Source organism: Bradyrhizobium liaoningense (genome assembly GCF_018130785.1).
In the GTDB taxonomy this organism is placed as follows: Bacteria; Pseudomonadota; Alphaproteobacteria; order Rhizobiales; family Xanthobacteraceae; genus Bradyrhizobium; species Bradyrhizobium liaoningense_A.
In genome coordinates this window covers 926166-938860 of record NZ_JAFCJT010000002.1, presented here as the reverse complement: position 1 = coordinate 938860, position 12695 = coordinate 926166, and the positions used below count along the sequence as shown (strand labels likewise).

Below are 12695 nucleotides of genomic sequence, written 5' to 3'. Positions count from 1 at the left end.
AGTCACGAACACCCGGTCGTGCTGCCGCAAGTATCGCACTTCATGCACGTGCCATTCCGCACCAGCGTGAAGTTGCCGCACTCGCTGCACATCTCGCCTTCGTAGCCCTTGGCCTTGGCTTCCGCGCGGCGCTCGGCCTTGGTGGGGACGAGGGTCTGGGCGGTGCTGCCGGCCTTGCTCCACTGGAGGGCCTCGAGCTTCTCCGTTGGCGACAGGTCGTGGCTGGCTTCCTGCTTCAGGGCGACGGCGCCTTCGATGGCATCGCCGGCGCGGGCCGAGGTGCCGTGCGAGGCGAGAGCGGTGACCTTGCTGCCGCCGGTCGGTGCGCTGTCGTTGCCCGGGGCGATCGCAGCCGAGCCGCCGCGCATCACGACGAGGTTGTCGGTGCGGGAGCGGGTGAGGCCGCGCGAGACCAGCTTGGTCGCGTGCTGGGTCTCGTCCGGCTCCTTGCCTTCCTCGACGCCCTTGCCGAGCGCGTCGAAGTTCGACTCGGTCGGGTCGACATGGGCGAGATCGAAGCGCGACATGTAGCTCACCGCGAGCTCGCGGAAGACGTAGTCGAGGATCGAGGTCGCGTATTTGATGCTGTCGTTGCCCTGCACGGGGCCCGCCGGCTCGAAGCGGGTGAAGGTGAAGGCGTCGACATATTCGTCCAGCGGCACGCCGTACTGGAGACCCAGCGACACCGCGATGGCGAAGTTGTTGATGAAGGAGCGGAGTGCCGCGCCTTCTTTGTGCATGTCGATGAAGATCTCGCCGAGACGGCCGTCATCGTATTCGCCGGTGCGCAAGTAGACCTTGTGGCCGCCGACGACCGCCTTCTGGGTGTAGCCCTTGCGGCGATCCGGCATCTTCTCGCGCTCGCGCATCACGATGATGCGCTCGACCAGCTTCTCGACGATCTTTTCCGAGACCTGGGCGGCACGCGCGGCCATCGGCTTCTCGTAGAGGCTCTCGACCGCATCCTCCTCGTCCTCATCGTCGGCGATGAGCTGCGAGTTGAGCGGCTGGCTAAGCTTGGAGCCGTCGCGATAGAGCGCGTTGGCCTTCAGCGCGAGTTTCCACGACAGCATGTAGGCGGACTTGCAGTCCTCCACCGTGGCGTCGTTCGGCATGTTGATGGTCTTGGAGATCGCACCCGAGATGAAGGGCTGCGCCGCCGCCATCATGCGGATGTGGCTCTCGACCGACAGATAGCGCTTGCCGATCTTGCCGCAGGGATTGGCGCAGTCGAACACCGAATAGTGCTCGGCCTTCAGGTGCGGGGCACCTTCCACCGTCATCGCGCCGCAGATGTGGACGTTGGCCGCCTCGATCTCGCGCTTGGTGAAGCCGACGGCCTGGAGCAGGTCGAAGCCGGGGGCCGCGATCGCCTCGGCGCCGATGCCGAGCTGGTCGCGAATGAAGTCCTCGCCAAAGGTCCACTTGTTGAAGGCGAACTTGATGTCGAAGGCGGTCGGCAGGGCCTTTTCGACCTTGGCGATGGCTTCATCGGTAAAGCCCTTGGCCTTCAGCGTCGAGGCGTTGATACCCGGCGCGTTGGAGAGCGAGCCGTGGCCGACGGCGTAGGCCTCGATCTCCGCGATCTCGCTCTCGCGATAGCCGAGCGCGCGCAGCGCGGACGGCACCGCACGGTTGATGATCTTGAAGTAGCCGCCGCCGGCGAGCTTCTTGAACTTCACCAGGGCGAAGTCGGGCTCGATGCCGGTGGTGTCGCAATCCATGACCAGGCCGATCGTGCCGGTCGGCGCGATCACCGTGGTCTGGGCGTTGCGATAGCCGTGCTTCTCGCCGAGCTCGAGCGCCGCATCCCAGGCCGCCTGTGCGCGGGTGACGATGTCTCCTTGCGGGCAGGAGACCAGATCAAGCGGCACCGGGTTGACGGAGAGCGCCTCGTAGCCGGAGGCCTCACCATGCGCGGCGCGGCGGTGGTTGCGGATCACGCGCAGCATGTGCGCGGCGTTCTTCTTGTAGCCCGGGAAGGTGCCCAGTTCAGCAGCCATTTCCGCGGAGGTCTTGTAGGTGATGCCGGTCATGACCGCGGTGAGGGCACCGCAGAGCGCGCGGCCTTCCTTGGAGTCATAGGAGAGACCCATGGTCATCAGCAGGCCGCCGATATTGGCGTAGCCGAGGCCGAGCGTGCGGAACTCGTAGGAGAGCTCGGCGATCGCGCGGGACGGGAACTGCGCCATCATGACGGAGATCTCGAGCACGATGGTCCAGAGCTGGCAGAGGTGCTCGTAGCCGGCGACGTCGAACTGCTTGGTCGTGGTGTTGTAGAAGGTCAGCAGGTTGGCGGAGGCCAGGTTGCACGCCGTGTCGTCGAGGAACATGTATTCCGAGCACGGATTGGACGCGCGGATGTCGCCTGAGGACTTGCAGGTGTGCCAATCGTTCATGGTGGTGTTGAAGTGCAGGCCGGGGTCGGCCGACGCCCAGGCGGCGTAGCCGATCTTTTCCCAGAGGTCGCGCGCCTTCAGTGTCTTGGTGATCTTCTTCGTGGTGCGTCCGACGAGATTCCAGTCGCCGTCGGTTTCGACAGCGCGGAGGAAATCGTCCTTCAGCGAGACCGAGTTGTTGGAGTTCTGGCCGGAGACGGTGAGGTAGGCCTCCGAATCCCAGTCGGTGTCGTAGGTGTCGAACTGGATGTCCTTGTAGCCTTGCTTGGCGAACTGGATGACGCGCTTGATGTAGTTGTCAGGCACGAGGCTGCAACGCGCGAGCTTGATCTCGCGGCGGAGCGCCGGGTTCTTCTCGGGGTCGAAGCAATCGTCGCCCGAGCCTTCGCAATTGACGCAGGCCTTCAGGACCAGCTTGAGGTGCTTCTGGTTGATCTTGGATCCCGTGACGAGGGCGGCGACCTTCTGCTCCTCCTTCACCTTCCAGTCGATATAGGTCTCGATATCGGGGTGATCGGCGTCGACGACGACCATCTTGGCGGCGCGGCGGGTGGTGCCGCCCGACTTGATCGCGCCGGCTGCGCGGTCGCCGATCTTGAGGAAGCTCATCAGGCCGGACGAGCGGCCGCCGCCGGAGAGCTTTTCGCCTTCGCCGCGCAGGCGCGAGAAGTTGGAGCCGGTGCCGGAGCCGTACTTGAACAGGCGGGCTTCGCGGACCCAGAGGTCCATGATGCCGCCTTCGTTGACGAGGTCGTCACCGACGCCCTGGATGAAGCAGGCGTGCGGCTGCGGGTGCTCGTAGGCCGACTTGGACTTGGTCAGCTTGCCGGTGAAGGGGTCGACGTAATAATGGCCTTGGCCGGGGCCGTCGATGCCATAGGCCCAATGCAGACCGGTGTTGAACCATTGCGGCGAGTTCGGCGCGACCATCTGCATGGCGAGCATGTAGCGGAGCTCGTCGTAGAAGGCCTGGGCGTCTTCGTCGCTGGTGAAGTAGCCGCCCTTCCAGCCCCAATAGGTCCAGCAGCCGGCGAGGCGGTCGAACACCTGCTTGGCCGAGAGCTCGCTGACGAAGCGCTCTTTCTCAGGGAGAGCGGCGAGCGCGTCGGTATCCGGCACGGAGCGCCACAGGAAGGAGGGGACGGATTCCTCCTCGACCTTCTTCAGGCGCGCGGCGACGCCGGCTTTACGAAAATACTTCTGGGCGAGGACGTCGGAGGCGACCTGCGACCACTCGGTCGGGACCTCGACACCGTCAAGTTTGAACACGACCGAGCCGTCGGGATTCCGGATCTCCGACGTGGTCAGCCGGAAATCGATCCCGGCGTAAGGTGACTGTCCCGAAGTGGTGTGGCGCCGCTCAATCCGCATGGTCTTGCCCCGTCCTTTTTATGTACCGGACTGCCTCCGCAAGGCGCCCGGGTCGCTATTTCGGTTCGCGAGTCCTCGAAGGGCCGTTGTGGCCTCCAAGGCTTCGCAGTTCAGGCCGGTGGATCCGGCTCGGTTTCTCCCGGCGAAGTCAGGTGCGAGCACCTTTCCTCCGCCGGCATGTCCACACCCATCCGCCCCCAAGGGGATGTGCGCGACATGCGTTCAACGCCCCACAACATCACTTCAACCAATGCCATCCGAGCCTGTTGCCGGCCCGTTCTGGCGCCCGAAAGGTCTGCATTTCGAGGGCAGACAAGCCCTCATCCGCGGCCTTTGGCTGGCTTGGCGGAGTGACGATTTGCGAGACCCTTTGGGGGAGTGCCGGCGGGACGCAAACTCACTCGCGCCGAACGGACCGAAAGCTAGGACTCTCCGTTGCGCCCGTCAAGAACTAGTGCGAGTTCCTGAATCAAATACTAAATATGGTGGATTGCGGGGGATAACAGGGGGCAAGCCCGCGCCTGTTCTTGAGCCAAGTATCAGTGAGTCCTCAGGGATTCCCAACTGAAAAAATTTGCATCCCGTGACGAGAAGGACCCTTCATCCCGCTGTTCACAGGGCTGGTATTTTTTTCGGGACCGGGGTTGCCTCAGCGGGACTCACGTAGTGGTACGGAAGGAGAGGGCAGGCATGCCCGCCGGGGTGGTGGTGGCGCGTGCGAATCCGCGCCAAGCTGACCTCGATTTTGCCGGGTACCCCACATGCTTGATTCGACTCGCCGGGATGCGCGGCCGCGCATCGCCCCGGCCGGCCTGATGTTCCTCGCCATCACCTCGATTGGCTGGGGTTTCAATTGGCCGGTGACCTAATTCCTGCTCTCCGAGCTGCCGCCGCTGACGCTGCGCGGGGTGACGGGGGTGCTGGGCGCGGTGCTGCTCGCGGCGCTGGCGCTGATCCGCCGGCAGAGCCTCAGGGTGGGGCCGGGGATCTGGCCGCGGCTGTTGACCGCCGCCGTGCTCAACGTCACCGGCTGGATGGTGCTGATGGGCCTGGCGCTGCTCTGGCTGCCGGCCAGCGAGGCGGCGCTGATCGCCTACACCATGCCGGTGTGGGCCTCGATCATCGCCTGGCCGGTGCTGGGCGAGCGTCCGACGGTGCTGCGCACGCTGGGGCTGGTGATGGCCTTCGTGGGCCTTGCCTCGATCATGGGCGGCAACGGCATTGCCGCCAGCGTGGAGAAGCTGCCGGGGATCATCATGGCGCTGTGCGGCGCGCTGGGCTTTGCCGTCGGCACGGTGTTCTCGAAGAAGTACCCGATCCATCTGCCGCCGATCACGGCCGCGGCCTGGCAGATCGGGATCGGCTGCCTGCCGATCTCGATCATCGGCCTCATGGTCGAGACCACGCATCTTTCGCTGGTGACGCCGGTCGGCTGGTGGCTGCTGGTCTATTCGACCGTGGTGCAGTTCTGCATCGCCTATGTCAGCTGGTTCGCAGCACTTGCGCGCCTGCCGGCCTCGGTGGCCGCGATCGGGACGATGGCGGTGCCTGTCATCGGCGTGGTTGCCTCCGCACTCGCGCTGCACGAGCCGCTGGGTCCGGGGCAGATCGCAGCGCTGATCTTCACGCTGGCGGCCGTGGTGCTGGCGACGCGATGATGAGGCGCGACAGCATGTCATCTTAACCCGCGGTCATCCCGCCGCCGTTGAGCGCCTTCCGGATCATCTCGGCGAGCTGGTTGCGGCGGTAGGGCTTTGTCAGCAGCAGCACGCCGTCGTCGAGCTTGCCGTGATGGACGATGGCGTTGTCGGTGTAGCCGGAGGTGTAGAGCACCCTCACGCCGGGGCGGAGCGTGGCAACCTTGTCGGCGAGCTCGCGGCCGCTCATGCCGCCGGGGATGACGACGTCGGTGAACAGGAGATCGAAACCCTGGCCGGCCTCGATCAATTCCAGTGCGGCCCGGCTGTCGGGCGCGGCGACCGTGTTGTAGCCGAGGCTCTGCAGCTGCGCGGTGACGAAGTTGCGCACCAGCGTGTCGTCCTCGACCACGAAAATGGTCTCGGCGCCGCCTTCGGCCTGCGGCACCGTCGGGGCCGCCACGTCCGTCATGCCTTCGCCCGGCGGCAGATAGAGCTTGATCGTGGTGCCGTGGCCTTCCTCGCTGTAGATCTTGATGTGGCCGCCGGACTGCTTGACGAAGCCGTAGACCATGGAGAGGCCCAGGCCCGAGCCCTTGCCGACCTCCTTGGTGGTGAAGAACGGCTCGAAGGCCTTCTGCTGGATATCCGCCGACATGCCGGTGCCGGTGTCGCTGACTGCGAGCATCACGTAGGGGCCGGGCCGCACCTCCGCGTGGGCCTGCGCATAGGCCTCATCCAGCACGACGCGGTGGGTCTCGAGCAGCAGCTTGCCGCCGTTCGGCATGGCGTCGCGGCCGTTGATGGCCATGTTGAGCACGGCATTGGTGAGGCGGGACGGATCGATGTGTGCGGTCATCGACCCCTGTTCCAGCACGGTCTCGATCTGGATCTGCTCGCCGAGGGTTGGCCGCAGCAGCTTGGCGATATCGGCGATCGCGCCGTTGATCTCGACATCGCGCGGCTGCAGCGGCTGCCGGCGCGCAAAGGCGAGCAGATGCTGGATCAGCTCGGCGCAACGCTCGGCGGCATCGTCGATCAGCCGCGCCGCGCGCTGGAGCTCGGGCTGCTGCTTCAGGCTCGCCACCAGCGTCTCGGTATTGCCGGAGATCACGGTCAGCATGTTGTTGAAGTCGTGCGCGACACCGCCTGTCAGCTTGCCGATCGCATCCAGCTTCTGCGACTGGTGCAACTGCCGCTCGGTTTCGCGCGAAGTGGTCGCATCGTGATAGACCAGCACGGCGCCGGAGACGTTGCCCTGTCCGTCGCGCATCGGCCGGCCGCTGATCATCAGATGGCGGTGAGCGTTGCCGCTGTGCGGGCGGACGATCATCTCCAGATTCTCGAACTGCTCGCCGCGCAGCACGCGCGTCGAGGGCAGCTCGTCTGCCTTGAGCGGCGTGACGCCGTCGCCGTGAAACACGTCGGAGAGGGCGCGCAGGTTGCGCAGGTTCATGCCGGCGCGATGCAGCAACATGCGCTCCGCGGCCGGATTGGACAGAAGGACGGTGCCCTCGGCGTCGATCACCAGCACGGCCTCGGCCATGCTGTGGAACGTGCTCTGGAGCACGTTGATCGACAGGCGCAGCTCGTCATGCGCGTTGACGAGATGCTTGGTGCGCTCGGCGACCGCCGCCTCGAGTTGCTGGTTGGCCGCCGTGGTCTCGAGCAGCGTGCTCTTCAGCGCGCCCGTGGTGCGCTGGCTCTCGCGCATCAGCATTGCGACCAGCAGCAGGATCACCAGCGCGCCGATCACGTCGATGCCGAGCAGCACGATGCCGGTGCGGCGGGAATTCTGGGAGCGTGCGGCGAGCAACCGCTCTTCCTCCGCGCTCAGATGATCGAGATTGCCCATCACCGTGTCCATGAGGCCGCGGCCCTCGGCCTTGCCCTGGAGCGCGGCAACGCCGGCCTGGTCGTTCCCGGCGCGCAGGCGCATCACTTCTGCGGCGATCTCGATCCGGCGCAGCGCCAGCGGCTCGGTGCCCTCCAACAGCGCGACCTGATCGGGATTGTCACGCAAGCTACGCTTGAGGTCGGCGAGTGCCGGCGCGATCTGGGCGTGCACAGCCTCGAATTCGTCGCTGAAGCTCGGGTTGCGATAGATCTCGTAGCCGCGCGCGGCGCTCTCGGCGCGGCGCATCAGCACGCGCAGATCGGAGATCTTCTTCAGCGCCTCGACGGTGTGATTGACCCAGGCGGCATCGGACCGCGACTTGACGTCGAGTCCGATCGAGGCGGCGGTGATGATCAGGAGGATTGCGAGTCCAGCACCGAGAATGACGCGCTGCGTTGGGATCAAGGTGCTTCTTTCTTGTCCTTCGGCTGCGTGGCCTCGCCGAGGCATTCCCGGATCGTGGTCAATAGCGCGTCCGGCGTGAACGGCTTGCGCAGGCAGCGTGTCGCGCCGAGTTCCAGCGCCATGCGGAGGAAATCGGGGGAGGGCGAGGCAGACGCGGCGAAGGCGTAGCCGGACATCGCGATCAGAGGGATCGCCGGAGCGCGCTCGTGAAAGATGCGGATGGATTCGAAGCCGCGCATGTGCGGCATGAAGATGTCGACCAGCATCACGTCAAACGTCTGCGCTTCGAGCGCAGCCAGACCCGTTTCTCCGCCGTCAGCCATCGTGACATCGAAGCCCTGACGTTGGAGCAGGACCTCGATGGTCGCGCCGACCATCGGATCGTCATCCACCACGAGGATACGCGGCATGACATTTCCCAGTAGATCGAAGTCCCAACATTCATCGGTGATATAGGCGAATCGCGGGACTGGTCAATTTGGGATTGGATCATTGTAGATATGCACGGTGCGGTGAATAGAGGTCCCTTCGCGCTCGCATGATAGAGACCCTCGCGCAAGATGCGCGAGCTGCGCGCGAAACAGGCGATGAGCGCGCGACAAATGAAGAAGAGCGCGCGACAAATGAAAGAGGCGCCGCACCGCTGCGACGCCTCTTCCTTCAAGCGTTGTCGATCTGCTTACGGGCAGGGATGTCGCTGGCCGTCATAGCCAAGATACGTGCCCGAGGCCGGATCGTAGGACTTGAAGCGCTGCGCGCAATAAGCCGACGAGTCACCGCCGCTGTCCGGCACCACCGCGACCGACGGCTCGTCATAGTAGCTGTCGTCGCCATAGTAATAGGGATCGTTGTAGTACCCGCCACCGTAATAGGCATAGGAGCCGAGGCCGCCGATCGCAGCACCGGCTGCGACGCCCGGCCAGAAGCCGCCGCCGTGACGACGCCAGCCGCCACCGTGCCAGTTGCCGCCGCCGCCGCGCCAGTTGTTACCCGCGACTGCGAGCGGACGGCCGCCGCCGCCACTAAACGTGGCTCCTGCGGTCGGACGCATGGCTAGGCCGGCGCTCGGGCGCATGGCTCCGGCTGCGAAATTGCCGCCGCCGCCACCCATCCGTGCACCGCCGCCGAATCCACCGCCGCCCATGCGCGCGCCGCCACCGCCGAAGTGAGCGCCGCCACCGCCGCCGCCAAAATGGGCGCCGCCACCGCCGCCATGGCCGCCACGGCCCTGGGCGAAGCTCGGCGTCGCCAACGGGATAACGAGCGCCACGGCTGCGACGGTGCTCAAAACTCTCAGACTGTTCATGTTCAAACTCCTTTTCCCGGAAGCAAACCCCTTGAAAGGCCTGCGGTTCCCGGGCTCACGCCGCTGTGCGCGTGTGAGGGCGAGATTTTCACGCGGCCGCTGTACCCGGCATGAACGGATGGCGCCCGATTTGCGGCACTGTCCGCGATGGAGCACACATTTGCGTGGGGCACGGCCGCCCCCGCCGAACTGGACATTTCGCCGCCCGGATGGCATCAGGGCCTCACGAAGCAGGGCCCTAGCCGTATGAAACAGTTCTTCCTCAAGTTCTTCACCTGGTGGAGTGGCCAGACCTTTGGCACCCAACTCTGGACCAAGCGGTACGGAGAGCTGGTCGGCCAGGACGAGCAGGGCAATCTCTATTATCGCACCCGCGGCGGGGCGATCGATCCGACGCTCGGATTCGAGCGGCGCTGGGTCATCTACAACGGCTATGCCGAGGCAAGCCGCATTCCGCCGTCCTGGCACGGCTGGATTCATCACGTCGTCGACACCCCGCCGACCGAGACCAACTACCAGCCGCGCGAGTGGGAAAAGCCGCATCAGCCGAATCTCACGGGCACGGCCAACGCCTACCGTCCCTCGGGCTCGACGCTCGCCGGCGGCCGGCGGCCGGCGGCGACCGGCGACTATCAGCCCTGGACGCCTGGCTAGGTTCCGATCTTCGTCCGAATTCTTGTCGCGGGGTGGATGCACAAGCATCCGCCTCACCTTGCTGTGGACAACGGGAACAGCGGGGACGGCGCCTGCGCGGGCGTTGCAGCCACGCGAGCGATGCGGCTCAATGATCCCATCTTACGGAGATGGGAGACCATCGCGTTCGGTTCGGGCAACAGTTCGCGACTGTCCCGAGATGCAGCGGCCGCCGGCCAAGACTCGATCGGGAGATAGGCCCCCGGTCTGGAAGTCCGAAATCGCCCGATGGAATGTGCAGCCACCGTAAGACAGGAAAGGCCGCTTGGGAAACCGAGCGGCCTTTTTCTTTTGGGGATTTGCACGAGGTCTCGTGCCCCGGACGCTGCGCAGCGTCCGGGACACGAGGCTAGTTCACCCGCTCGGCCGCGCGCTTCACGGCATCGAGCCGCCGCGCCTGGTTTGCCGCGCCGCGCTCCCTGAGCAAGGCCAGCACTTCGGCGGGCGCCGTATCAGGGGAGCCTGAGTTGAACGGTGGTGCCGGGTTGTATTCCATCTGGAGCTGGATCGCTTCGGCCGTGGTGCGGTCGCGTAGGATCGACACCAACGTCAGCGCGAAATCAATTCCCGCGGTGACGCCGCCGCCGGTGATGCGGTTACGGTCGACGCAGACGCGGGTCTTGGTCGGCGTCGCGCCGAACTGGCTGAGCATCTCCATCGCGCTCCAATGGGTCGCGGCGCGATAGCCTTTCAGGAGACCCGCGGCGCCGAGCGCCAGTGACCCCGTGCAGACCGAGGTGACATACCTTGCGCCCTCGGCCTGCCGGCGCAGGAAATCGAGCACCTCTTCGTCGTTGAGCAGGTCGTTGGTGCCGCCGCCGCCGGGCACGCAGATCACGTCGAGCTGCGGGCAGTCGGCGAACGTCGTGGTCGGTGTCAGCGTCATCACGGAATCGCTCGGCACCGGCTCGATGCGCTTCCAGATCAAATGCAGTTTTGCGTCGGGAAGCATCGCGAACACCTGCAGGGGACCGGTGAAGTCGAGCTGGGTGACGCGCGGAAACACCAAAAGACCGATCTGGAGCGGTGACGACATGGGCAGGTCCTCCAAAGATGAGCTTGACGGATGCAGCCTCTCATGATGCCATTCCGTCCAAAATGGCGTATTTCCCTCACTTTCGGACATGACCATGATCGGCATTCTGATCTTCCCGGATTTCCAGTTGCTCGATGCGGCTGGCCCGATCTCGGTGTTCGAGATCGCGGCGCGCTGCACGGGCAAGACAGCCACCGGAATCCGGGTGCTGGCACTGAACGCGGGGCCCGTGCGCAGCTCGTCCGGCGTGGAAATGATGGCGCGCGACTTCAAGTCGGCGAATGCGATCACGACACTGGTCATCGCGGGCGGCGCAGGCGTAACGGACGCCGCACGCTGCGAGGTCACGCGCGCCTTCGTGCAGCGGCTGGCGCGGCGCGGCGTGCGCGTCGCCAGCGTCTGCTCGGGCGCCTATGTGCTGGCCGAGGCGGGCCTGCTCGATGGGCGCCGCGCCACCACGCATTGGGGCCGCACGCGGGATTTCGTCGCGCGCTATCCCAAGGTGAAGTTCGAGCCGGACCAGATCTTCACGCATGACGGTAATGTGTGGACGTCGGCGGGCATTAGCGCGGGCATCGATCTCGCGCTCGCGATGGTCACCGAGGACCATGGCGAGGAGATTGCGCAACAGGCAGCACGCCAGCTCGTGCTGTATCATCGCCGCAGCGGCGGCCAGTCGCAGTTCTCCTCGCTCTTGGAGTTGAAGACACCGAACGGCCGGTTCGGCGCGCTGCTGTCCTGGGCGCGCGAGAACCTCGACGCCCGGCTGACGGTCGAAGATCTCGCCGATCGTGCCGGCATGAGCGCGCGGCATTTTGCCCGCGCCTTTGCCGCCGAGACCGGCACGACGCCCTCCAAGGCGATCGAGCGCTTGAGGATCGAGGTCGCGCGCGAGCGCGTGCAGTCCTCGCGCGAGGCGATCGAGCTCGTTGCGGAGACGACCGGCTTCGGCGACCCCGAGCGCATGCGGCGCGCCTTCATCCGCGCCTTCGGCCAGCCGCCCCAGGCGCTGCGGCGTGCGGCGAGGGCGGGTTAGCAAATCTCACCTGGCACTCGAGCGTGGAGGCGAAGATGGGCGGGATGGAGTACAGCAACGAGAACGCGAAACGGCTCCAGAGAATCTATCTCACGGGGGACGTGACCGCCCAGCGCGCGGAGACAATTCGGCAGCTCAATCTGTCTGCCGGCGAGAGCGTTCTCGATATCGGATGCGGTCCCGGCTATCTCTGCGAAAGCATGGCGCAGATCGTTGGGCCCGACGGTGCTGTCGTCGGTGTCGACGTGTCGACTGACCTGATCGCGGTCTGCAACCGGCAGAAGGCTTCCGCCTGGATTTCATATGCCATCGGCAACGCGACGGAATTGGGTCAATCCGATGCGTCGTTCGATGTCGTCGTGTGCACACAGGTCGCCGAGTACGTGCCTGATGTCGACCGCGTCCTCGCAGAGACATTTCGCGTGCTCAAGCCAGGGGGCCGTACGATTTTTGTCGCAACGGATTGGGACGCGGTGGTGTGGCATTCGGAAAGCCCGGAACGTATGGCCGCGGTCATGAAGTCATGGGAAGCGCACTGCGCTCACCCGCGTCTCCCAAGGTCGATGGCCCACAGATTGGTGGATGCAGGACTTCACCTGGACGGAGCATCGGTGTTTCCAATCCTGAATTTGCGGTACGATGACGACAGCTACAGCAAGGGGCTGGCCCAGGGCATTCGGGACTTCGTCGCCCGCAGGAACGACGTTTCGGCCGATGATCTCGAAGCATGGCACAGCGAGTTCGAGCGTCTGGGCGGGGCGGGACAATACTTCTTCAGCACCAACCGCTATCTCTTCAGGGGCTCAAAGCCGGCTGCGCCGCCGCTATGACTGGCGCAGTTCTCATCGTTCCTGGAATTGAAGACGCCGAACTGCCGCTTCGGCGTGCTGCTTTCCTGGCTTGCGGCGATTGACC

The 12695-nt window shown here is 65.3% G+C and carries 8 protein-coding genes and 1 pseudogene; 4 read left to right on the top strand and 5 right to left on the bottom strand.

Annotated elements, in window-relative coordinates; translation table 11 throughout:
• Positions 1-2: 2 nt before the first annotated feature.
• On the bottom strand, positions 3-3770 hold the full coding sequence (locus tag JQ627_RS10070) for a vitamin B12-dependent ribonucleotide reductase (RefSeq protein ID WP_212484013.1): 3768 nt from the start codon (positions 3768-3770) through the stop codon (positions 3-5).
• A gap of 761 nt (positions 3771-4531) precedes the next feature.
• On the opposite strand from JQ627_RS10070, the pseudogene JQ627_RS10065 reads away from it, so the two are divergent.
• Positions 4532-5428: pseudogene (locus JQ627_RS10065) on the top strand (DMT family transporter).
• A gap of 22 nt (positions 5429-5450) precedes the next feature.
• Here JQ627_RS10065 and JQ627_RS10060 read toward each other — a convergent pair.
• From JQ627_RS10060 to JQ627_RS10050, 3 genes are all read right to left on the bottom strand, one after another.
• Positions 5451-7709 carry a CHASE3 domain-containing protein gene (locus JQ627_RS10060; RefSeq protein ID WP_212484012.1) on the bottom strand — a complete coding sequence of 753 codons (2259 nt, stop codon included), beginning with the start codon at positions 7707-7709 and terminating at the stop codon, positions 5451-5453.
• Positions 7706-8119: a response regulator gene (locus JQ627_RS10055; protein WP_212484011.1), complete on the bottom strand. Its 414-nt coding sequence runs from the start codon at positions 8117-8119 to the stop codon at positions 7706-7708. Before JQ627_RS10055 ends, JQ627_RS10060 begins: the two co-directional genes overlap by 4 nt.
• 269 nt (positions 8120-8388) lie before the next feature.
• Positions 8389-9015 carry a BA14K family protein gene (locus JQ627_RS10050; protein WP_212484010.1) on the bottom strand — a complete coding sequence of 209 codons (627 nt, stop codon included), beginning with the start codon at positions 9013-9015 and terminating at the stop codon, positions 8389-8391.
• Positions 9016-9261: 246 nt separating this feature from the next.
• Between JQ627_RS10050 and JQ627_RS10045 the strand changes: the two genes are divergently transcribed.
• The gene (locus JQ627_RS10045) at positions 9262-9669 is read left to right on the top strand and encodes an NADH:ubiquinone oxidoreductase subunit NDUFA12 (RefSeq protein ID WP_212484009.1); all 408 of its coding nucleotides are present in this window, start codon (positions 9262-9264) and stop codon (positions 9667-9669) included.
• Positions 9670-10057: 388 nt separating this feature from the next.
• On the opposite strand, the gene JQ627_RS10040 is transcribed toward JQ627_RS10045, so the two are convergent.
• The gene (locus tag JQ627_RS10040; RefSeq protein ID WP_212484008.1) at positions 10058-10744 is read right to left on the bottom strand and encodes a DJ-1/PfpI family protein; all 687 of its coding nucleotides are present in this window, start codon (positions 10742-10744) and stop codon (positions 10058-10060) included.
• A 94-nt stretch (positions 10745-10838) separates the two neighbouring features.
• Between JQ627_RS10040 and JQ627_RS10035 the strand changes: the two genes are divergently transcribed.
• Positions 10839-11780, top strand: a complete 942-nt coding sequence (locus JQ627_RS10035; RefSeq protein WP_212484007.1) for a GlxA family transcriptional regulator — start codon at positions 10839-10841, stop codon at positions 11778-11780.
• Between the two features lie 35 nt (positions 11781-11815).
• The gene (locus JQ627_RS10030) at positions 11816-12610 is read left to right on the top strand and encodes a methyltransferase domain-containing protein (protein ID WP_212484006.1); all 795 of its coding nucleotides are present in this window, start codon (positions 11816-11818) and stop codon (positions 12608-12610) included.
• Positions 12611-12695 lie beyond the last annotated feature (85 nt).

Bases quoted from the DNA above. Each gene is read 5' to 3' on its own strand.
- JQ627_RS10050 (WP_212484010.1), bottom strand. From the start codon at position 9,015: ATGAACAGTCTGAGAGTTTTGAGCACCGTCGCAGCCGTGGCGCTCGTT.
- JQ627_RS10040 (WP_212484008.1), bottom strand. From the start codon at position 10,744: ATGTCGTCACCGCTCCAGATCGGTCTTTTGGTGTTTCCGCGCGTCACC.
- JQ627_RS10055 (WP_212484011.1), bottom strand. From the start codon at position 8,119: ATGCCGCGTATCCTCGTGGTGGATGACGATCCGATGGTCGGCGCGACC.
- JQ627_RS10070 (WP_212484013.1), bottom strand. From the start codon at position 3,770: ATGCGGATTGAGCGGCGCCACACCACTTCGGGACAGTCACCTTACGCC.
- JQ627_RS10035 (WP_212484007.1), top strand. From the start codon at position 10,839: ATGATCGGCATTCTGATCTTCCCGGATTTCCAGTTGCTCGATGCGGCT.
- JQ627_RS10045 (WP_212484009.1), top strand. From the start codon at position 9,262: ATGAAACAGTTCTTCCTCAAGTTCTTCACCTGGTGGAGTGGCCAGACC.
- JQ627_RS10030 (WP_212484006.1), top strand. From the start codon at position 11,816: ATGGGCGGGATGGAGTACAGCAACGAGAACGCGAAACGGCTCCAGAGA.